Source organism: Serratia silvae (genome assembly GCF_023282985.1).
Taxonomy (GTDB): Bacteria; Pseudomonadota; Gammaproteobacteria; order Enterobacterales; family Enterobacteriaceae; genus Chania; species Chania silvae.
This window is the reverse complement of record NZ_JAGQDC010000013.1, coordinates 60,586-79,572: the sequence shown is the minus strand read 5'-3', so window position 1 is coordinate 79,572 and position 18,987 is coordinate 60,586. Positions and strand designations below refer to the sequence as shown.

At 53.1% G+C, this 18,987-nt stretch carries 13 protein-coding genes and 2 pseudogenes; 6 read left to right on the top strand and 9 right to left on the bottom strand.

The window, feature by feature from the left end; translation table 11 throughout:
• The first annotated feature begins 59 nt into the window (after nucleotides 1-59).
• On the top strand, nucleotides 60-578 hold the full coding sequence (fabA, locus tag KAJ71_RS15890) for a bifunctional 3-hydroxydecanoyl-ACP dehydratase/trans-2-decenoyl-ACP isomerase (protein WP_024485665.1): 519 nt from the start codon (nucleotides 60-62) through the stop codon (nucleotides 576-578).
• 100 nt (nucleotides 579-678) lie between these two features.
• On the opposite strand, the gene rmf is transcribed toward fabA, so the two are convergent.
• The 6 genes from rmf to rlmKL all read right to left on the bottom strand — a co-directional run bounded on the left by rmf (nucleotide 679) and on the right by rlmKL (nucleotide 8,724).
• Nucleotides 679-846, bottom strand: coding sequence for a ribosome modulation factor (rmf, locus tag KAJ71_RS15885; protein WP_071784464.1), 168 nt, complete (start codon nucleotides 844-846; stop codon nucleotides 679-681).
• A gap of 269 nt (nucleotides 847-1,115) precedes the next feature.
• Nucleotides 1,116-1,673, bottom strand: a complete 558-nt coding sequence (gene pqiC, locus KAJ71_RS15880) for a membrane integrity-associated transporter subunit PqiC (RefSeq protein WP_248946625.1) — start codon at nucleotides 1,671-1,673, stop codon at nucleotides 1,116-1,118.
• Nucleotides 1,670-3,313 carry an intermembrane transport protein PqiB gene (pqiB, locus tag KAJ71_RS15875; protein ID WP_248946686.1) on the bottom strand — a complete coding sequence of 548 codons (1,644 nt, stop codon included), beginning with the start codon at nucleotides 3,311-3,313 and terminating at the stop codon, nucleotides 1,670-1,672. The genes pqiC and pqiB overlap by 4 nt, the downstream gene beginning before the upstream one ends.
• On the bottom strand, nucleotides 3,303-4,577 hold the full coding sequence (pqiA, locus tag KAJ71_RS15870) for a membrane integrity-associated transporter subunit PqiA (protein ID WP_248946685.1): 1,275 nt from the start codon (nucleotides 4,575-4,577) through the stop codon (nucleotides 3,303-3,305). Before pqiA ends, pqiB begins: the two co-directional genes overlap by 11 nt.
• Before the next feature lie 116 nt (nucleotides 4,578-4,693).
• Nucleotides 4,694-6,598 (bottom strand): ABC transporter ATP-binding protein, encoded by a 1,905-nt coding sequence (locus KAJ71_RS15865; protein WP_248946624.1) that lies wholly within the window; start codon nucleotides 6,596-6,598, stop codon nucleotides 4,694-4,696.
• Nucleotides 6,599-6,603: 5 nt separating this feature from the next.
• Nucleotides 6,604-8,724 carry a bifunctional 23S rRNA (guanine(2069)-N(7))-methyltransferase RlmK/23S rRNA (guanine(2445)-N(2))-methyltransferase RlmL gene (gene rlmKL, locus KAJ71_RS15860; RefSeq protein ID WP_223665640.1) on the bottom strand — a complete coding sequence of 707 codons (2,121 nt, stop codon included), beginning with the start codon at nucleotides 8,722-8,724 and terminating at the stop codon, nucleotides 6,604-6,606.
• 104 nt (nucleotides 8,725-8,828) lie between these two features.
• On the opposite strand from rlmKL, the gene KAJ71_RS15855 reads away from it, so the two are divergent.
• Complete coding sequence (locus KAJ71_RS15855) at nucleotides 8,829-9,932, top strand: YcbX family protein (RefSeq protein WP_248946623.1); 1,104 nt, start codon at nucleotides 8,829-8,831, stop codon at nucleotides 9,930-9,932.
• Nucleotides 9,933-9,938: 6 nt separating this feature from the next.
• On the opposite strand, the gene KAJ71_RS15850 is transcribed toward KAJ71_RS15855, so the two are convergent.
• On the bottom strand, nucleotides 9,939-10,487 hold the full coding sequence (locus KAJ71_RS15850) for a cell division protein ZapC (protein WP_248946622.1): 549 nt from the start codon (nucleotides 10,485-10,487) through the stop codon (nucleotides 9,939-9,941).
• Nucleotides 10,488-10,644: 157 nt separating this feature from the next.
• Nucleotides 10,645-11,655, bottom strand: a complete 1,011-nt coding sequence (gene pyrD / locus KAJ71_RS15845) for a quinone-dependent dihydroorotate dehydrogenase (protein ID WP_248946621.1) — start codon at nucleotides 11,653-11,655, stop codon at nucleotides 10,645-10,647.
• A 480-nt stretch (nucleotides 11,656-12,135) separates the two neighbouring features.
• Between pyrD and KAJ71_RS15840 the strand changes: the two are divergent.
• Nucleotides 12,136-12,492: pseudogene (locus tag KAJ71_RS15840) on the top strand (ABC transporter permease subunit); the annotation flags it as partial.
• Nucleotides 12,431-12,571 (top strand): annotated as a pseudogene (locus tag KAJ71_RS15835) (ATP-binding cassette domain-containing protein); the annotation flags it as partial. The pseudogenes KAJ71_RS15840 and KAJ71_RS15835, both read left to right, overlap by 62 nt.
• Before the next feature lie 73 nt (nucleotides 12,572-12,644).
• On the opposite strand, the gene pepN reads toward KAJ71_RS15835, so the two are convergent.
• Entirely contained in the window at nucleotides 12,645-15,260 is a 2,616-nt protein-coding gene (pepN, locus tag KAJ71_RS15830) for an aminopeptidase N (protein ID WP_248946620.1), read from the bottom strand.
• 343 nt (nucleotides 15,261-15,603) lie between these two features.
• Between pepN and KAJ71_RS15825 the strand changes: the two genes are divergently transcribed.
• Nucleotides 15,604-17,304: a GGDEF domain-containing protein gene (locus tag KAJ71_RS15825; protein ID WP_248946619.1), complete on the top strand. Its 1,701-nt coding sequence runs from the start codon at nucleotides 15,604-15,606 to the stop codon at nucleotides 17,302-17,304.
• Nucleotides 17,305-17,557: 253 nt separating this feature from the next.
• Complete coding sequence (gene pncB / locus KAJ71_RS15820; protein ID WP_248946618.1) at nucleotides 17,558-18,763, top strand: nicotinate phosphoribosyltransferase; 1,206 nt, start codon at nucleotides 17,558-17,560, stop codon at nucleotides 18,761-18,763.
• Nucleotides 18,764-18,987: the final 224 nt, after the last annotated feature.

The following is an 18,987-nucleotide window of genomic DNA, read 5'->3' as shown; positions in this document are numbered from 1 at the left end:
TTCAGCGTACACGTGTAAGTTAAGCTGCGTCCTTCATCAAAAAAAGGTTTACTGAGAACATGGTAGATAAACGCGAATCCTATACAAAACAAGATCTCGAAGCATCGGGCCGTGGCGAACTGTTTGGCGCCGGTGGCCCTCCGTTGCCATCAGGTAACATGTTAATGATGGACCGCGTGGTCAAAATGACCGAAGACGGTGGTAGCCACAATAAAGGCTACGTAGAAGCTGAGCTCGATATCAATCCGGACCTGTGGTTCTTCGATTGCCACTTTATTGGCGATCCGGTGATGCCAGGCTGCCTGGGTCTGGATGCCATGTGGCAGTTGGTAGGGTTCTACCTCGGCTGGATGGGCGGCGAAGGCAAAGGCCGCGCGTTGGGCGTTGGCGAGGTGAAGTTCACTGGTCAGGTGTTGCCAACAGCCAAGAAGGTTACCTACCGCATCAACTTCAAACGCGTGATCATCCGCAAGCTGATAATGGGCGTTGCCGATGGTGAAGTGCTGTGCGATGGTAAAGTTATCTATACTGCCAGCGATCTGAAAGTAGGCCTGTTCAAGGACGCCGCGGCGTTCTAATGCCCTACTGCGGCGGCCATTCTCGGTCGCCGTTTATTGTGCACAAAAAACCTCCGCTTGTTTGGCGGAGGTCGTTCCTTAATTCATGACAGAGAGCCGCTTAAGCGGTCACAGCCCTGTCCTCCATGGCTTGTCGCCAACCTCCCAGCCAGTTAGCCCGGGCGTCTAAAGATTGGTAGGGACAAAGTTCCCTTGAACGCCCAGCAATACCTGCTTGGTAACCACGTGATTCAGCCCGTTCCAAACGATCTCTTTTCTGTCTCTTCATGCCTCGTTTCCCTCATTGTTACTTTGGTGGAAAGAAAACAATGGCCGCACGAAATACAGCCACCTTTAAGAGATAGCGCTAAATGGCGGGAAGATCAATGTTCAAATTTCATACGGCTGCCATATTTGTGAGCTATGCACGGCGAAAATGCTAAGTGGCTGATATTGCTAATCTCGATATATTCACATGATAATAAAAGAAAAAATCCCGGAAAGGCTTTGAGTTTGCCTCTCCGGGATTGCTTTAGACCGTATTATTACAAACGATGATTAAAGACGAGCCGCCTGTGCGGCAATCTCCTGAGCTTGCTGCAACCAGCCCTGGGCCAAGGTGCGGACTAAGGCGTCATAGCCATCTTCACCCTGTTTCAATTCCAGGTTGAATGGCCGCTTGATAAGCCTACCTTGATGACTCAGTACCCATTCACCACGAATGATCGCTTTGCCATCGTAGCGGCCATGAAAGCCGCTAATGGTGACATTGAGCACATCCTGTTCGCTGCTCATCGGCTGTGATGACACCACCCAACCCGGCAAGGCGCTGCCCAGGTTGGTCACCAGCGTTTGTTGCAGCTGCTGATCCAACGGGCTGGCCCACAGGTTGTTTTGCCCGATCACAAACTGCACATCGTTGGTCTGATACACCACCCCACTCTGGGCCAGGAAATCCGCCACACTGACATGCTCCAGCCACAGCTGGCGTGATGCCGGGGTGCCAGTCACCTGAACCGGCGTACCCAACGCCGGTAACTGATAGTAAGTCTTGCTCGGCGTACTGCTACAGGCACTCAGCAACAGCGCCAGAACTACCGGGATCCATTTTTTCATTTTTTGGCCTTCTTCGGCTGAGGGTCATTACTGCCCGCGGCTTCAAATACCAGGGCGTTGCTCTTATCGTTCAGGGTTCGCAGCACCGGTTGCAGCTCACGCAGCACCTGATCGAGGCGTTGCATATCGCCAACCATTTTGTTGTAGGCCGGAGAACCTGGCTGGAACCCTTTCATGCTGCGATTGAGTTCTTGCAGGGTCTTCTGCATATCTTCCGGTAATGCCTTCATCTCTTTACTGCTGATGATGTCATTGAGCGACTGCATGGTTTTCTGCGTTTCTTTCATGGTCTTCTGGCTTTCGGCCAGCGTTTTGGTCGCTTCGTTGATCATTGGATTGATCGGCATCGAATTGATCTTATCCAGCGTCTGTACCAGTTTATGCTGGATCTGCGCCAGGCCACTGCCGGTAGTTGGCAACAGCGGATAACCGAACAGCTCGCGCGGCCCCTTCCACGGCTTCTCATTTGGATAGAAGTCCAGATCGATATATAACGCTCCGGTCAGCAGGTTAGCGGACTTCAGCGAGGCGCGTATACCCCGTGCTTCTGCCTCTTTCAAATGCTGTGCTACATCGAAACCCTTGCCTATCTCTTGGTTAAAGCGCTCTGGCTCAATACGGATCAGTACCGGTATGCGATAGTCATTATCCAGTTGCTGGCGCATGCCTTCTTTGTAGAACGGCACTTGCCCCACGGTACCCAGGCGAATACCACGGAACTCGACTGGCGCCCCCGGCTGCAAGCCACGGATCGATTCGGAGAAGAACACCAGATAATCGACATGCTCGGTATACAGCGAATCCTGAATATTACGCTGGTTATCGAACAGGGCAAACTCGGCCTTTTCTCTCACCGCTGGGCCACGCTCCCAACCTTCTGGCACGTCAAAGCTCACGCCACCGCTAAACAGCGTCGCCAAGGATCCCATTTCCAGACGCATACCTTGTGCGGACATATCGAAGGTAACACCGCTGTCTTTCCAGAACCGGACGTTGCTAGTGATCAACTGATCGTAAGGCGCGGTAATAAACAGCTGATAGCGCATGGATCGCAGCTTGGGATCGAAATAGCTGGTTTCCACCGAACCGACGCGGTAACCACGGAACAGCACCGGATCGCCAGAGTTCAACTGACCGGACTTGTCACTGTCGAGTATGACGCGTAACCCTTTGGCATCAGGAGAGGCAAGCGGCGGAGAATCCAGCAGTTGATAATCTTCTTTCCCTACCTTGCCCTTGCTACCCGGCTGCAATTCAATATAGGCACCGGAGAACAAGGTTCCCAGCCCGGAGACGCCCTCACGGCCAATCTGCGGTTTCACGACCCAAAAGGCGGAATCATCGCGCAGCAGCTTTCCCATTCCGGAATTCAGGCGAGCCTGCACCAGCACTTTACTCAAGTCATTACTTAAGGTGACGCTTTCCACCGTGCCAACATCCACACTGCGGCTTTTTATCTTGGTTTTTCCTGCCTCCAACCCTTCGGCGGAGGTCGTGACCAACGTCACCTGCGGCCCTTGGTGGCTGAAGTGATAAAACAGGATCCACGCACCAATCAACGCCGTGACAATGGGAATGATCCACACCGGCGACCAGCGCTTGATCTTCTCAACATCCGCGACGCCATGATTACTTTCCATCACCTTGCGGCTCCTTCTTTATTGTTTCATTTGCGCGATCCCAGGTTAGACGGGGATCAAACGCCATAGCAGCAAACATGGTGAGAATAACCACCATGGCAAACAGTAGTGCACCAATGTCTGGATAAATACTCATCAGCTGTCCCATACGTACCAGCGCCGAAAGCACGGCGATAACAAATACGTCGATCATTGACCAACGGCCAACAAACTCCACCACTTCATAAATCAGATGCATACGTTCGCTATCGGCGTTGGCCTTACCTTTGCCATTGGCATCCAGGCATAACCAGCCAATCGCCAACATTTTGAGCGACGGCACCATAATACTGGCAATGAAAATCACCATCGCCACCGGATAGGATCCTTCGCCCCATAGCAACACCACCCCGGCCATGACCGTTGATGGCATTTTATTTCCCAACGCCTCGGTGATCATAATCGGCATCGACATCGCCGGAATATACAATATGATCGAGGTGACCAATAGCGCCATAGTCCATTGCAGGCTGTGACGTCGGCGTACATAGCCCACTGTGTGACAACGTGGACATTTGGACTCCTGGGCGGGCAGGATGGCCGTACAGCAAGAGCAGGAACGTACTCCTTGAAGCAAGCCGGTACGCCCAGTCTGCAACGGTTGTTCAATCACGGGGGCCGGTTCAATATCCTGCCACAACCAGCGACGATCAACACATTGAAAGGCTCGCACCTGCAACAGGCAAAACAGACAGTAAGGGATGAAACTGGCACCAATGCCGATATCACCATAAGCCATCAGCTTGACGAAGCTGACCAGCACGCCAGCCAGGAAGATCTCGACCATGCACCAAGTCTTCAACTGGAACAGCACCTTGGCCATCCAGACCTTCCATTCTCGTGGCAACCGCACCCTGGCACACAACAGAATGATCGCCAACATGCAAAACGCCGGGATCAGTTGCACAAACACCATAAACAGGGTGGCCATGCTGGCATAGTCTTCTGCCACCATCACCTGAGGAATTTGGATCAGTTTGATTTCATTACCCAGACCGGCAACGCGCATATTGATAAACGGGAAGATATTGGCTAACACCAGCATGAATAACGCGCTGAGGGCAAAGCCAATCGGCTGTTTACGCGGTTCTGACCAGCGGGCGCTGAGTGTCGTTTTACAACGGGGACAAACGGCTTTGGAACCTGATTGCAAAGGCGGCAGCGCCACCAGCATATCGCATTGTGGGCACAGTATCAGGTTATCCTGTTGACGCTCGCCATGCATTGCATGACTCTGCTGCTTATGACTTTCGTGAGAACACACCATTTTCCTCCTTAAGCGCGTCGCAGATCGGTACTGCGTGAGTTGCCCGCAGCAGCGTACGGGCAACGCATTATCGATCAGCCGTTTTTCATTGCTTCCAGCTCTTCCCAACGAGCAAAAGCTTGTTCCAACGCCTGCTCTGTAGTGGCAAGATCGGCCAACACCTGCTGGGTTTCGCTATGCGGGCGGGAGAAGAACCCTGCGTCGCTCACCTGTGCCTGCAAGGCTTCAATATCCATTTCCAGCTGTTCAAGGCGCTGCGGCAACTGCTCCAGTTCACGCAGCAGGTTATAACTCAGTTTGGCCGCTGATTTCTTAGGCTGCTCGTTTTTTTTCTCCACCGCCGCCTTGGTTTGGCTGGTGGCTACCGTGCGGATCGGCTTGGCGGTAGCACGTTGATGGTGCGCATCGTAGTAGCCCCCGACGTACGTATCTATCACGCCATTGCCTTCAAAAATCCAGCATTCGGTCACGGAGTTATCAACAAACTGACGATCGTGACTCACCAGCAATACAGTGCCCTGATAGTTATCGATCATCTCTTCCAACAGTTCCAACGTTTCGACGTCCAGATCGTTGGTTGGTTCATCGAGGATCAGCAAATTACTCGGTTTAAGGAATAATTTAGCCAGCAGTAGGCGGTTACGCTCCCCGCCCGACAACGCTTTGACCGGTGTCATTGCCCGTTTAGGATGGAACAGGAAGTCCTGCAAATAACCCAGTACATGGCGCGAACGGCCATTGACCATCACTTCCTGCTTACCTTCCGCCAGATTGTCCATCACCGTGCGTTCTGGATCCAGCTCAGCGCGGTGCTGGTCAAAGTAAGCCACTTCAAGCTTGGTGCCGCAGTGCACTCGCCCGCTGTCGGCTTTCAGTTGACCGAGCATCAATTTCAGCAAGGTAGTTTTACCACAGCCGTTTGGCCCCACCAGCGCGATTTTGTCACCGCGCTGCACCTGGGCGCTGAAGCCCTGCACCAGCACTTTGTCGGCGACCTGATAATTGACGTCTTCCATTTCGAACACAATTTTGCCCGAACGCACGGCCTCTTCCACTTGCATCTTGGCGGTGCCCATCACTTCACGACGCTGTGAACGCTCGTTACGTAACGCTTTCAAAGCGCGCACCCGGCCTTCGTTACGCGTACGACGTGCCTTGATGCCCTGACGGATCCAAACCTCTTCCTGTGCCAGTTTGCGGTCAAATTCGGCGTTTTGCAGTTCTTCGACCCGCAGCGCTTCTTCTTTACTTTCCAGATACAGCTCGTAGTTGCCTGGCCATGACACCAGCTTGCCGCGATCGAGATCGACAATGCGCGTGGCCATATTGCGGATAAACGAACGGTCGTGCGAGATGAAGACAATGCTGCCCTGGAACTCTTTCAGGAACCCTTCCAGCCAGTCGATGGTGGTGATATCCAGGTGGTTGGTAGGTTCATCAAGTAGCAACACGCGCGGTGAACTGACCAACGCCCGGCCCAGTGCCGCTTTGCGCAGCCACCCACCGGATAGGGAGGAAAGTTCCGCATCACCGTTCAGCCCCAGTTGCAACAGGACTTCACTGATACGGCTGTCCAGCTGCCACAGACCCTGGTGATCGAGGATCTCCATGACCTGCGCCATACGCGTCAGGTTCTTTTCACTTGGATCCAGCTCCACCAGATGCGAGATGGCGTGATACGCCTTCAGGTGTTCCGCCTGCTCGGCCACGCCTTCGGCCACAAAGTCGAACACCGTACCGCCGATATTGCGCGGAGGATCCTGCTGCAAACGCGCCACAATCAGATCCTGCTCGTAAATGATGCGCCCATCGTCCAATGGGATCTCTTTACCGAGGATCTTCAGCAGGGTCGATTTTCCGGCCCCGTTGCGCCCAACCAGGCAGACGCGTTCATTATCTTCAATATGAATTTCGGTGTTGTCTAACAAAGGTGCATCGCTGAAAGAGAGCCAAGCACCGGACATGCTGATTAACGACATAGTAATTATTTTCCTTCGCCGGCGTGGGTGACCAGCCAGCAGTTGTGGATCTGACGGTTACGGGCAAAGTCTTCTGACTGCGTCTTGGCGGTAATTTCTTTCGCCTCCAGACCCAGTGCGTTCAGACCTGCCAGATCCATCTGGAAACCGCGTTTGTTGTTGGAGAACATGATGGTCCCGTTACGGCGCAGTATCCGTTGTAAATCTTTCATCAGCGCCAGATGGTCGCGCTGTACGTCAAAGGTGTTCTCCATCCGCTTGGAGTTGGAGAACGTCGGCGGATCGATAAAGATCACATCGAACTGTTCGTCGGCATTGTGCAGCCAGGACAGGCAATCTGCCTGGATCAAACGGTGCTGTCTACCGGTCAGGCCGTTAACCCGCAGGTTCTTCTCTGCCCATTCCAGATAGGTGCGCGACATATCCACCGTAGTGGTGCTACGTGCGCCCCCCAATCCGGCATGTACGCTTGCGGTGCCGGTGTAGGCAAACAGGTTGAGGAAGTCTTTACCTTTGCTCATCTCACCCAGCATACGGCGAGCGATGCGGTGATCGAGGAACAACCCGGTATCGAGATAATCCGTCAGGTTGACCCACAGCTTGGCATTGAACTCTTCTACCAGCAGGAACTCGCCCTTCTGTGCCAGTTTCTCATACTGATTCTTGCCCTTCTGGCGCTCGCGGGTTTTCAGGATCAGCTGATTCGAAGGCAGCTCCAACACCGCCAACGTGGCGTTAATCACGTCAAACAGACGCTGGCGGGCTTTCTGCGCGTCGATGGTTTTCGGCGGCGCGTATTCCTGCACCACCACCTTACTGCCATAGCGATCCACCGCCACATTATAGTCTGGCAGATCGGCATCATACAGGCGATAGCATTCGATCCCCTGCTGCTTCGCCCATTTGTCCAACTTCTTCAGATTCTTGCGCAGGCGGTTGGCAAAGTCTTCCGCCACCTGCACGCCACCCGCACCCTGCGGATTTTCTGCCAGCTGGTAGTTTTTCTGTACGCAGTCCAACGGGCCGTTTTTCGCTTTGAACTGGCGCTCGGCGCGCAGTTGCAGGCAACTGAGCAATTCCGGTGAAGCGCTGAACAACGAAAGCTGCCAGCCACCAAAGTGGCTCTTCATGATGCGCCCCAACATATTGTGCAGCGCAATCAGGGCCGGTTCGCTCTCAAGGCGTTCACCGTATGGCGGGTTGCTGACCACCGTGCCTACCGGGCCTTCCGGCAGCGGGTTGGTCAGTTTGCTGACGTCATTAACGTTAAAGGTGATCAATTCGGCCACGCCAGCGCGGCGGGCGTTGCCCTTCGCCATTTCGATGACGCGACGATCAATATCCGAACCGAAGAAGCGTGACGGGGTTTCTTGCAGACCACGTTTCGCCCGCACCTGCGCTTCGGTGATCACTTCACGCCACAGTTCGGCATTGTGGCCACTCCAGGCGGTAAAGCCCCAATGTTGACGATGCAGGCCTGGCGCACGATCAGAGGCAATCATCGCCGCCTCGATCAACAGCGTGCCGGAGCCGCACATCGGGTCTAACATCGGCGCCCCTGGTTGCCAACCGGAACGTTGGACAATCGCCGCCGCCAGGTTTTCCTTCAGCGGAGCCTGGCCGGTAAGATCGCGATAACCACGCTGGTGCAAACCTTCGCCGCTCAGATCGAGCGCTACGCTGGCCATATCACGCTGTAGGAAAACGTTCACGCGAATGTCCGGCTGCTGTTTCTCTACCATTGGCCGATCGTTGAGCTTGCGGGTAAAGCTGTCCACAATGGCGTCTTTGACCTTCAACGCGCCATATTGGCTATTGCGGATCTCTTCATTGAGGCCGCTGAAGTGCACGGCAAAGGTTTTATCCAGGCCAAATATCGATGGCCAGTCAATGGCCTGCACACCGAGGTACAGATCCAAATCACTGTGCACGCGAAATTCATTCAGCGGCAACAGAATACGCGAAGCCAGGCGGCTCCAGAGCAGGCTTTGGTACAGAAGACGATCGTCACCCTGAAAATGTACTCCCCCCTGCACCACTTTGCAGGAGTGAGCGCCAAGCCGCTCCAGTTCGCTTTTTAACAGTTCTTCCAGTCCACGCGCCGTGCTGGCAAACAGAGTGTTCATATCGTGCTTATCACCAAAAAGAAAATTGTTGCGCATTATAGCTAATCCAGACCGCTTGTCATAAAGTTGCTCCCTTCTATTTCATTTATCGCACGGAGGCAGGGGTGATCACGCTCTCCCGACTTTACGTTCATCCGGTCAAATCACTACGGGGTTTGCAGCTTTCTCACGCCCAGGTGGCCAGCAACGGCCTGGCTTTTGATCGCTCTTTTATGATCACCGAGCCAAACGGTACTTTCATCACCGCACGCCAATACCCGCAGATGGTGTTGTTTACACCGGCGTTGTTGGCCGATGGCCTGTTTCTGACCGCTCCGGATGGAGAAAGCGCGGCGATCCGCTTCATTGACTTCGCACCCGATGCGCAGCCAACCGAGGTGTGGGGCAACCATTTCACTGCGTTGATTGCACCAGTGGAAATCAACAGCTGGCTGAGCGGCTATTTTCAGCGTGAGGTGCAGCTGCGCTGGGTTGGGTCTGAATTAACCCGTCGGGTAAAAAAGCACCCGGAAATTCCACTCTCCTTTGCCGACGGTTACCCTTATCTGCTGATTAATGAAGCCTCGTTTCAGGATCTGCAGCAACGCTGCCCAAGCAGTATCAGGCTAGAGCAATTCCGCCCGAATCTTGTGGTGACTGGCGTTTCAGCCTGGGCAGAAGATGGTTGGCAGGTGATCCGCGTCGGCGACGTGATGTTCGATCTGGTAAAACCTTGCAGCCGCTGCGTATTGACCACGGTCAGCATCGAGCGTGGTCGCAAACACCCGAGCGGCGAACCGTTGAGTACGCTGCAACAGTTCCGCACTGCCGATAATGGCGACGTCGACTTTGGTCAAAACATGATTGCCCGTAACAGCGGTATTATCCGCGTCGGCGATAGCGTTGAAGTGCTGGCAACCAAACCGCCGCGGCCTTATGGGGCAGGCAAGGTCGTCGAAAGTTTGCAGGCACCGCAGGATGGCACCACCAGCGTGACCATTGAGTATCAAGGAAAGGTGTTTGCCGGTAATAACCAGCAGATTTTGTTGGAACAGTTGGAGCAGCAAGGCATTCGTATCCCTTACTCCTGCCGGGCTGGCCTATGCGGTAGTTGCAAGATAACGTTGGTCGAGGGCGAAGTTGCACCGCTAAAGAAAAGCGCAGTGGCCGCCAACGGCACCATCCTCTGTTGCAGCTGTATTCCTAAAAGCGATGTGAAGTTGATGTAGTGCTGATTACACTGCCCTGTCGTAAGCCGGGGCAGACTGTTCATCCGGCACGCAAGGTTTCAGACGATCGTGCATCACTTTGATCGCATCCCCCAGCACCATGGTGCGCCCAGCCAGCACCAGCTGATTTTGTGCCAGCAGGCACAGGCTGGCATTATCCCCTGCCTCTACCACCAACAGACGCGCCTCATCTCCGCTCTCCATCACCTTTACCGCCGCCAACTCGCCATTTTTAGGGCGTAGCGGGTAGTGCTGCTGAGCAAAATGCCAGCTCTTGGGCATCAGGGGCTTGAGAAAACGAAAGGCCACCAGCGCATTTAATACCAGCTCGGCACGTTGTTCATGGCTGAGTTTTATCTGTTTGCACTGTTCTTCATAATCAAAATAAAGCGCCGCATCATCGACGCAAAACGCACATTCAGCGAAGGCGTCCGGCGTTAGCATTTTTGCCGGGAAGCGCGAACGGAAGATCATACCATTGGCTAAATCGAGCATCAGTCGATCGTGCTCAGCGTCAAAATACCAACGCCAATTGTCGTCAGGTTTTATCTTCATCGTTTATCCTTCTCACCACATGCCAACGCAGTATTACGCAAAAGGCGATTTTATCACCAGAAAAGTTGCTTAAACATCGGATAATTCCGCTACCGAACAAAATATAGTCGAGCCGGGGGCAGAAATAAACCCCCGGTCGAAAATGAAAGGCAAAATATTAGATATGGGTAACGATATCTTTAATCAAACGCGGCCCGTGGAAGATAAATCCGGAATAAATTTGTACCAAAGTTGCCCCGGCCTCCATTTTTTCCCGCGCCGCCGTCAGGGAATCAATTCCGCCAACGCCGATAATTGGCAAGCGCCCTTGCAACTCTTGCGATAGACGACGGATCACTTCGGTGCTGCGTAACTGTACCGGGCGACCACTTAATCCCCCGGCCTGATCGCAGTAATTCAGTCCCTGAACCAGTTTACGATCGAGGGTGGTATTGGTGGCAATAACCCCATCTATATTATGACGCACCAAACTGTCCGCTATTTGGATCAGTTCTTCCTCTGAAAGATCCGGTGCGATCTTTACTGCAACCGGCACATATTTGTGATGGCGAGCCTGTAATTGGGCCTGCTTATTTTTTATCGCCGCTAGCAGATCGTCCAGTGCTTCACCATACTGTAGAGATCGTAATCCTGGGGTATTAGGTGATGAGATATTAATCGCGATATAGCCAGCATACGGATAAACCTTATCCATACAGATCAGATAATCGTCTTTGCCCTGCTCGACCGGCGTGTCTTTATTCTTGCCGATATTAATCCCCAGCACGCCGCCAAAATGGGATTTCTTAACGTTTTCAACCAGATTGTCTACGCCGCGGTTATTGAACCCCATGCGGTTGATCAGCCCTTCGGCTGGGACCAGGCGGAACAGACGCGGTTTATCATTGCCCGCTTGCGGACGCGGAGTAACGGTACCGACCTCAACAAAGCCAAAGCCCATCGCGCCAAAGGCATCAATACACTCGCCGTCTTTGTCCAGACCGGCAGCCAAGCCTAACGGGTTGTTAAAAGAGAGCCCCATGCAGCTCACCGGCTTGCTCGGTACCGACTGACGGATAAGAAACTCTAGCGGGGTGCCGGTAATACGGCGCAGTTGACTGAAGGTCAACTCGTGTGCGCGCTCGGGATCGAGCTGGAACAAGGCTTTCCTGACGATGGGGTAGTACATGTACTCTCCTGATTTCCCGGTTATACCCTATTTACTTGAAGTCGCTACGGTGCTAATGCACTTCATACCGCACCACTGGAGCCTAAGACTGGTGGGCATTTTGCAGAACACCGACACGCCGTAAACCCATCCCTGGGGGCTCGAATCGCGCATTCATGCGCTCAACGGTCGGTTAAGCTGCATAATGCCCATCTGTAACAGCATCACCTGCAGCAACTTCAACGAATTTGGGTAGGTCTGTCGACCGGGGGCGTATTATCCGGTATCCCCTCCTCAATTGGAATTGATTAAAGGCAAAAAAAACGCGTTTAGCGCAATCGTTTTCCTTACTCGCCGCCATTTCCCCGTTTTTCCCCATTACGCATACCAAAATCAAAAAATGAGATTTAAAAATCGCCTCCTTTTGCTGTTAGTTTTAAAACACTTTGCGAACATTAATTTAGCAAAATCAACCTTTCTTCCTGGTGGCTCTTGGTACGATACACCAGCGTCAAGAATATCGATCGTGGTCTGCTGGAAATGGCGCACAGCTACGGCTTTAGCCTGTTCACGCAGGTGGTGCTACCCGGCGCGCTGCCTTCGATCATGGTCGGCGTGGGTTTTGCCCTTGGGTTTATGTGGCTGACGCTGATCGTCGCCGAAACCATGTCAGCCAACTCTGGCATCGCTTATCTGGCGATGAACGCCCGCGAATTCCTGCAAACCAACGTGGTCGTGGTCGCCATCATTCTGTATGCCCTGCTTGGCAAACTGGCCGATGCCAGCGCACGGCTATTTGCAACTACGCATTACCACAGACCAGTTTGTGGCCGTGGTTGGCCGCAGCGGCTGTGGTAAAAGCACCTTATTACGTCTGTTTGCAGGGCTGGAAATCGCCAACAGCGGGACACTGCTGAGTGGTGCAGAGATATTGGCGAGAGTGTTGATACTACCGCAAGCCATTGAGACTTCGCGCCATCAGGGGACGGCAAATGCCGCCCCCTGCTATTTTACGCGTCCAACGCCTTGGTGATCTTCTCAAACAGATCGCCAGACAAGTTTTCCAACCCTTTCAACTGCTCCAACGCCTGACGCATCAATGCCTGACGAGAGGCATCGTAACGCTTCAGGCGGATCAGTGGTTCAATCAGCCGCGCGGCAACCTGTGGGTTACGCTTATTCAGATCGCTGAGGATCTCCACCAGGAACTGATAGCCGCTGCCATCTGCCGCATGGAATGCCGCCGGGTTGGCCGAGGCGAACCCACCAATCAGCGAGCGGGTGCGGTTTGGATTACTCAGGCTGAATGAACGGTGCTGCAGCAGCGAACGCACCTTACTGAGCACGTCTGCCGCCGGGCTGGTGGCCTGGAGTATGAACCACTTGTCCATCACCAGACCGTCCTGATGCCAGCGCTCATCAAACTCGGCCATCAGTGCATCGCGGCAAGGCAACTGCGCCCCCATCGCCGCAGCCAGTGCCGCCAGCGAATCGGTCATGTTGTCGGCCTGCTGGAACTGTTGCACCACCAGCTTGTCTGCCTGCTCTGCATCGCCGAAAGCCAGATAATGCAGGCAGGTATTACGCAGCGAACGCTTGGCAATATCGCCGTGTTCAACCCGGTACCCTTCGGTTTTGTTAGCGTGATATACCGCCAGCCACTCATCGGCCAACTCTTTAGCCAGGCAACGGGTGATCGCTTCATGCACCGCAGAGATCGCTTCCGGATCGATGGTAGCGAACAGCTCGGCAATTTCGTTTTCCGATGGCAGCGTGAGGATCTGCGCTGCCAAGGCCGGATCCAGCTTCTCATCCAGCAGCACCGCACGGAAGGCATCGGCCACATGCAGCGGCAGCGACAATGGCTGCTTCTGCTGATATTTGGCGACGTTCAGTTTGATATAGATGGCCAGCAGGCTCTGCGCAGCATCCCAGCGAGCAAACTCATTGCGTGCATGTTGCATCAGGAAAGTCAGTTGCTGATCGCTATACGGATAATCCAGCTTGACCGGTGCCGAGAACTCACGCAACAGCGAAGGAACCGGTTTATGTGCAACGCCATCAAACACAAAAGTCTGTTCGGCGGCGGTGACGTTCAACACGTTATTGACCGGGGAGCCGTCTTTCTGCAAGGCAACGACATTGCCTTCGCTGTCGTAAAGCTCAATATCCAGCGGGATATGCAACGGCAGTTTTTCTGGCTGATCGGCCGTTGGCGCGGTTTTCTGACTGACGTGCAGGCGGTACTGCTGATGCTCGGCGCTATAGTCATCACGCACCGTCAGCAGCGGCGTGCCAGACTGGCTGTACCAGCGGCGGAACAGCGACAGATCAACGTTGGAAGCGTCTTCCATGGCCTGCACAAAATCATCGCAGGTGGCCGCACTGCCGTCGTGACGTTCGAAATAGAGCTGCATCCCCACCTGGAACTGTTGTTCCCCCAGCAGCGTGTGCAACATGCGGATCACTTCGGAACCTTTCTCATACACCGTCAGAGTGTAGAAGTTGTTCATCTCGATCACTTTATCTGGCCGGATCGCGTGCGCCATCGGGCTGGCATCTTCGGCGAACTGCGCCCCACGCATCACCCGCACGTTATCGATGCGGTTGACCGAACGGGAACCCAGGTCTGAACTGAACTCTTGATCGCGGAACACCGTCAGCCCTTCTTTCAGGCTAAGCTGGAACCAGTCGCGGCAGGTCACTCGGTTGCCGGTCCAGTTATGGAAATATTCGTGGCCAATCACCGCTTCAATATTCAGGTAATCCTTGTCCGTGGCGGTTTCGGCTTTTGCCAACACATACTTCGAGTTAAAGATATTTAACCCTTTGTTCTCCATCGCCCCCATGTTGAAGAAATCCACGGCGACGATCATGTAGATATCCAGATCGTATTCCAGGCCAAAGCGGGTTTCGTCCCACTTCATCGAATTTTTCAGTGAGGTCATGGCCCAATCGGCACGATCCAGGTTGCCACGATCGACAAACAGCTCTAATGCCACATTACGACCTGAGCGAGTGGTGAAGCTATCGCGCAGCACGTCGAAATCACCCGCGACCAGCGCAAACAGATAGCTAGGTTTCGGGAACGGATCCTGCCATTGCACCCAGTGACGGCCGTCTGCCAGGTCACCTTCAGCCACCCGGTTGCCGTTCGACAACAGGAACGGATAACGTGCTTTATCGGCAACGATGCGGGTGGTGAAACGGGCCAGTACATCTGGGCGATCCAGATAGAAGGTGATATGACGGAAGCCCTCGGCCTCGCATTGGGTGCACAGCGCTTCGCCAGACAGGTATAACCCTTCCAGCGCGCTATTTTTGGCCGGATGGATGTCGTTCACGATGGTCAGGGTAAACTGGGCCGGTAACTGTTCAATCACCAGTTGGTTTTCCTGCTGGCGATAGGCGCTCCACGGTTGCCCATCCACCTGAATACTCACCAGCGTCAGATCTTCGCCATTCAGCGTTAGCGCGGCACCGGCGGCACCCTGCCGTTTGATCTGGCTGACGGCGGTAACGCGCGTGGTATCTGCATCCAGTTCAAAATCCAGGTCGATATCGGTGATGGTATAATCTGGGGCGCGGTAATCGTGGCGATACTTCGCCTGTGGCTGTTGTGTCATAAAAACCCTTTGACGTCTCAGTGAGTTACAAGTTCCAGGCTCGGAGCGTACCGCCGCACAGGACGACGCCGTACCTCAATGGCCTGATTGTGAATAAACTGTATCACAGCTATAAAAAAAACCCAGAGATGGCAGCAAGTCGCACCAAGAAATCACATGACTAACGCAGACATTCGCTGTTGTTTGCTATGCTCCTGCTACCATAGCGCTTTGCTTAACGTAAAAATCAGCATTTTATTCTTAAACAAGCGCAGTATCGTACCCTTGGCAACCGAATTGCGGAGGAAAGCCAGCGGTGGCAATGATATAATTATCTTAGAGCCAACAGGAGAAACGGATTGGCATGAAAGTAAAATACCTGATCTATTTCTTCACCTTAACCATCATGCTGTCCTTTGCGGTTTTTATTGCCAATGGGCTGATAAAGGCTCAAGCCAGTTATGACCAAAGTCTGGATAACCTGTATAAAATCAGCAGAACCAAAGAAGTTGCCGAAGCTTTTCAGGCTACGCTGATGACACATCGGTTAAAAAGATTAGGCCTGGTTGATCAATCTGTGACCAAGGCTCAATGGCAACAGGCCGATAAACAGGCGCGTGAAAAAATCGCGGTGGCTAAATCCCATATCGACGGCGAGCTTACCCTGCGCTTGGGCATTCGGCAAAAGGTTGCCATACTTTCTATGCTCGATTGGATGGAAAGGCTGCTGGATAACGATTCGCGTCAGGTTTCCCACATCAACGGCACCAACAGCAATCTGTTCAATATCAACAGTGCCTACTATATCGCCCAGACTTCCAAAGCCTTCTACCGCTATACCTACGACACCCGGCTGATCAAAGCAGACTCCTTCATGTTTTTGGAAGGCATCCGCCTGAATAACCGCCTGAATATGTCCCTGACCGAGTTGATCGATCAGATTATCGACGTCAACCTCAACAGCCAGGAACGTAAGAATGCTTACCTGAAGGCTATTCAGTTGACTGGCGTTATCAACATGCTCGGTGACCGCTTAGGCTTTATGAAACAGGCTTATACCGACCCACAGATTTCCGAATTGGTGGATAAGATACTGCATAGTATCTCAAACGATCGGATCATCAACATTTCCGACGAGTTATATCAAGCCATCAACCATAATAACGTCTACGACATCGACTTGATCGCTGGCTATATTGAGGAGATGGACCGGCTTTTCCAGAAGCTTTATGAACGCAGTTTTGAGCTGGAAATAGCCGCATCCCAAGCCAAAATGTATGATAGCCAGACGGCCATCTACTCCATGATCTCCCTGGGCGGGCTTATTACCCTGTTCATTTTGTTGCCGTCTCTGATCTTCTGTTCCAACATCAGCCGCTGGCTGACCAAGACGCATAACAATATTCTGCGCCTGTCAAAAGGCGATATGAAAATTGATGACAACGAACCTTTTTACAGCAAAGAGCTGATCGCCATCAGTGATGCCATCACCCAGCTCAAACAATACAATCAGGTCAAGCTCGCACTGGAAAACGAAAAGCAGCAGCTCATCAAAGAACTGGAAGTCTCGTCGTTCTTCGATCCGTTGACCAACATTTATAACCGCCGCAAATTTTTCCTCGAGTGCGAAATGCTCACCCAGAGTAACTACCCGCAGGCGTTCTGTTTGATCGATATCGATAACTTCAAACGTCTCAATGATACCTATGGCCACGATATCGGCGACCGAGTACTGGTGATGTTCGCACAGTCGTTAAGTAACTCCTTTCGTTCCAGCGATATCTTTTGTCGCTATGGCGGTGAGGAATTTGCCCTGCTGCTCGGTCACTGTTCCCTGGAAAATGCACGCAGCATGATGGATGTGCTGCGTGAACAAACCCAACAGATGTGCCTGGAGTTACTCAACGGTAAACGGGTGCGCTTTACCATCAGCTGTGGCATCGCCGCCGTAGGCGATCTGGCAGGACTGCATCCGGCCATCAAACAGGCCGACGAAGCGCTCTATTTTTGTAAGAAGAGCGGGCGCAATCGGGTCAGTATTTATACCCCAACCGGCTTTATCTGAATCTGTGTTTAAAATAATTAACCTCATAATTTTTATCAGTAAATCGACTAAGTTATTCAGTTTATTGGATTATCTGGCATTTTCCGTCTGACGTTGCGCCTCCGGTAAAATAAAGGCACGTTTAATCCTCGACCCATTCCGGCCATTTGTGGTGTGATGAGGCTTCAATAACAGGATAATCCGGGTATACTCCCCCCACTTTTATGATTATCCGGATTTGGACACGCGCCTGACGAGGATGCTGTAACGCGATATGACTCTATACGCTTCCCCGATTTTGACTTCACTGCTTGATACTGATGCCTACAAGCTTCATATGCAGCAAGCAGTGTTCCATCGCTACCCCGCAATTACCGTTGCGGCGGAGTTTCGTTGCCGTGGCGACGAGCTGCTGGGCGAATATGCCGATGAGATCCGCGCGCAGGTTGCCATGATGAGCGAGTTGGCGCTAACCGAAGCCGAATACCGCTATCTCTCCAGCCTGCCATTCTTCCATCAGGATTACCTGAGCTGGCTGCGGGAGTTTCGCTACGATCCGCAGCAGGTCACCATTGACAATCACGACGGCAAATTGCATATCCGTATCGCTGGCCCCTGGCGCGAAGTGATTATGTGGGAAGTGCCATTGTTGGCGGTGATCAGCGAAGTGGTGCACCGCCACCGTTCGCCACAGGCTACACCAGAGATGGCAATAAGCCAGTTGCGCCAGAACCTGGCGCAGTTCAAGCAACTGAGCGGGGATATTGATATCTCACGCTTCAAGCTGATGGACTTTGGCAGCCGTCGCCGTTTTTCCCACGATGTGCAACAGGCCATTGTCAGCACGTTGAAAAACGAATTCCCCTATCTGGTCGGCACCAGTAACTATGATTTGGCGCATCGGCTGGATCTGGCACCGGTCGGCACGCAAGCCCATGAATGGTTCCAGGCACATCAACAGATTAGCCCGGTGCTGGCCAACAGCCAACGTGCCGCCTTGCAGGCCTGGCTGGATGAATATCCCGATCATCTCGGTATTGCACTTACCGACTGCATCACTATGGATGCGTTCCTGCGTGATTTCGGTAAGCAGTTTGCCCAACGTTATCAAGGGCTGCGCCACGACTCTGGCGATCCGATCGAATGGGGTGAAAAAGCCATTGCCCATTACCAGCAATTAGGTATCGATCCCATGAGCAAGACGCTGGTGTTTTCAGACAATCTGGATCTGGATAAGGCATTGGCGCTGTATCGCCACTTTGATCGGCGCATCAACCTGGTGTTCGGCATCGGCACGCGTCTGACCTGTAATATCCCCGGCGTCAAACCGTTAAATATCGTGATCAAGCTGGTCGAGTGCAAAGGCAAACCAGTGGCCAAACTGTCCGATAGCCCTGGCAAAACCATCTGCCAGGACCCCGCATTCGTCAAAGCGCTGCGCAAAGCCTTCGATCTGCCGCTGGTTAAAAAAGCCAGTTAAGGCTCCCTTCCCCCAGCCCTCTCCCCAAAAAGGAGAAGGGCTGTTACGGTGCAGGGGTGAGGTACAGGAGCCAACCGGTGATACAAACCGTGTGGGCATTTCTCGTCGGCTGTTCCTTTCTTCCTTTATATACCTCCTGTTTTTTACCCCACTTCAATAAATGTTGTCCCATTCTGATGATTTCTACTTGTGCTCTGCAACGCGGCAAGTAACATAGCAATATC

What these genes read in the sequence shown, in the direction of transcription:
- pqiC (WP_248946625.1), bottom strand. Translation starts at nt 1,673, where the DNA reads ATGAAAAAATGGATCCCGGTAGTTCTGGCGCTGTTGCTGAGTGCCTGT.
- fabA (WP_024485665.1), top strand. Translation starts at nt 60, where the DNA reads ATGGTAGATAAACGCGAATCCTATACAAAACAAGATCTCGAAGCATCG.
- KAJ71_RS15865 (WP_248946624.1), bottom strand. Translation starts at nt 6,598, where the DNA reads ATGTCGTTAATCAGCATGTCCGGTGCTTGGCTCTCTTTCAGCGATGCA.
- pepN (WP_248946620.1), bottom strand. Translation starts at nt 15,260, where the DNA reads ATGACACAACAGCCACAGGCGAAGTATCGCCACGATTACCGCGCCCCA.
- rlmKL (WP_223665640.1), bottom strand. Translation starts at nt 8,724, where the DNA reads ATGAACACTCTGTTTGCCAGCACGGCGCGTGGACTGGAAGAACTGTTA.
- KAJ71_RS15825 (WP_248946619.1), top strand. Translation starts at nt 15,604, where the DNA reads ATGAAAGTAAAATACCTGATCTATTTCTTCACCTTAACCATCATGCTG.
- pqiB (WP_248946686.1), bottom strand. Translation starts at nt 3,313, where the DNA reads ATGGAAAGTAATCATGGCGTCGCGGATGTTGAGAAGATCAAGCGCTGG.
- KAJ71_RS15850 (WP_248946622.1), bottom strand. Translation starts at nt 10,487, where the DNA reads ATGAAGATAAAACCTGACGACAATTGGCGTTGGTATTTTGACGCTGAG.
- pqiA (WP_248946685.1), bottom strand. Translation starts at nt 4,577, where the DNA reads ATGCATGGCGAGCGTCAACAGGATAACCTGATACTGTGCCCACAATGC.
- pncB (WP_248946618.1), top strand. Translation starts at nt 17,558, where the DNA reads ATGACTCTATACGCTTCCCCGATTTTGACTTCACTGCTTGATACTGAT.
- pyrD (WP_248946621.1), bottom strand. Translation starts at nt 11,655, where the DNA reads ATGTACTACCCCATCGTCAGGAAAGCCTTGTTCCAGCTCGATCCCGAG.
- rmf (WP_071784464.1), bottom strand. Translation starts at nt 846, where the DNA reads ATGAAGAGACAGAAAAGAGATCGTTTGGAACGGGCTGAATCACGTGGT.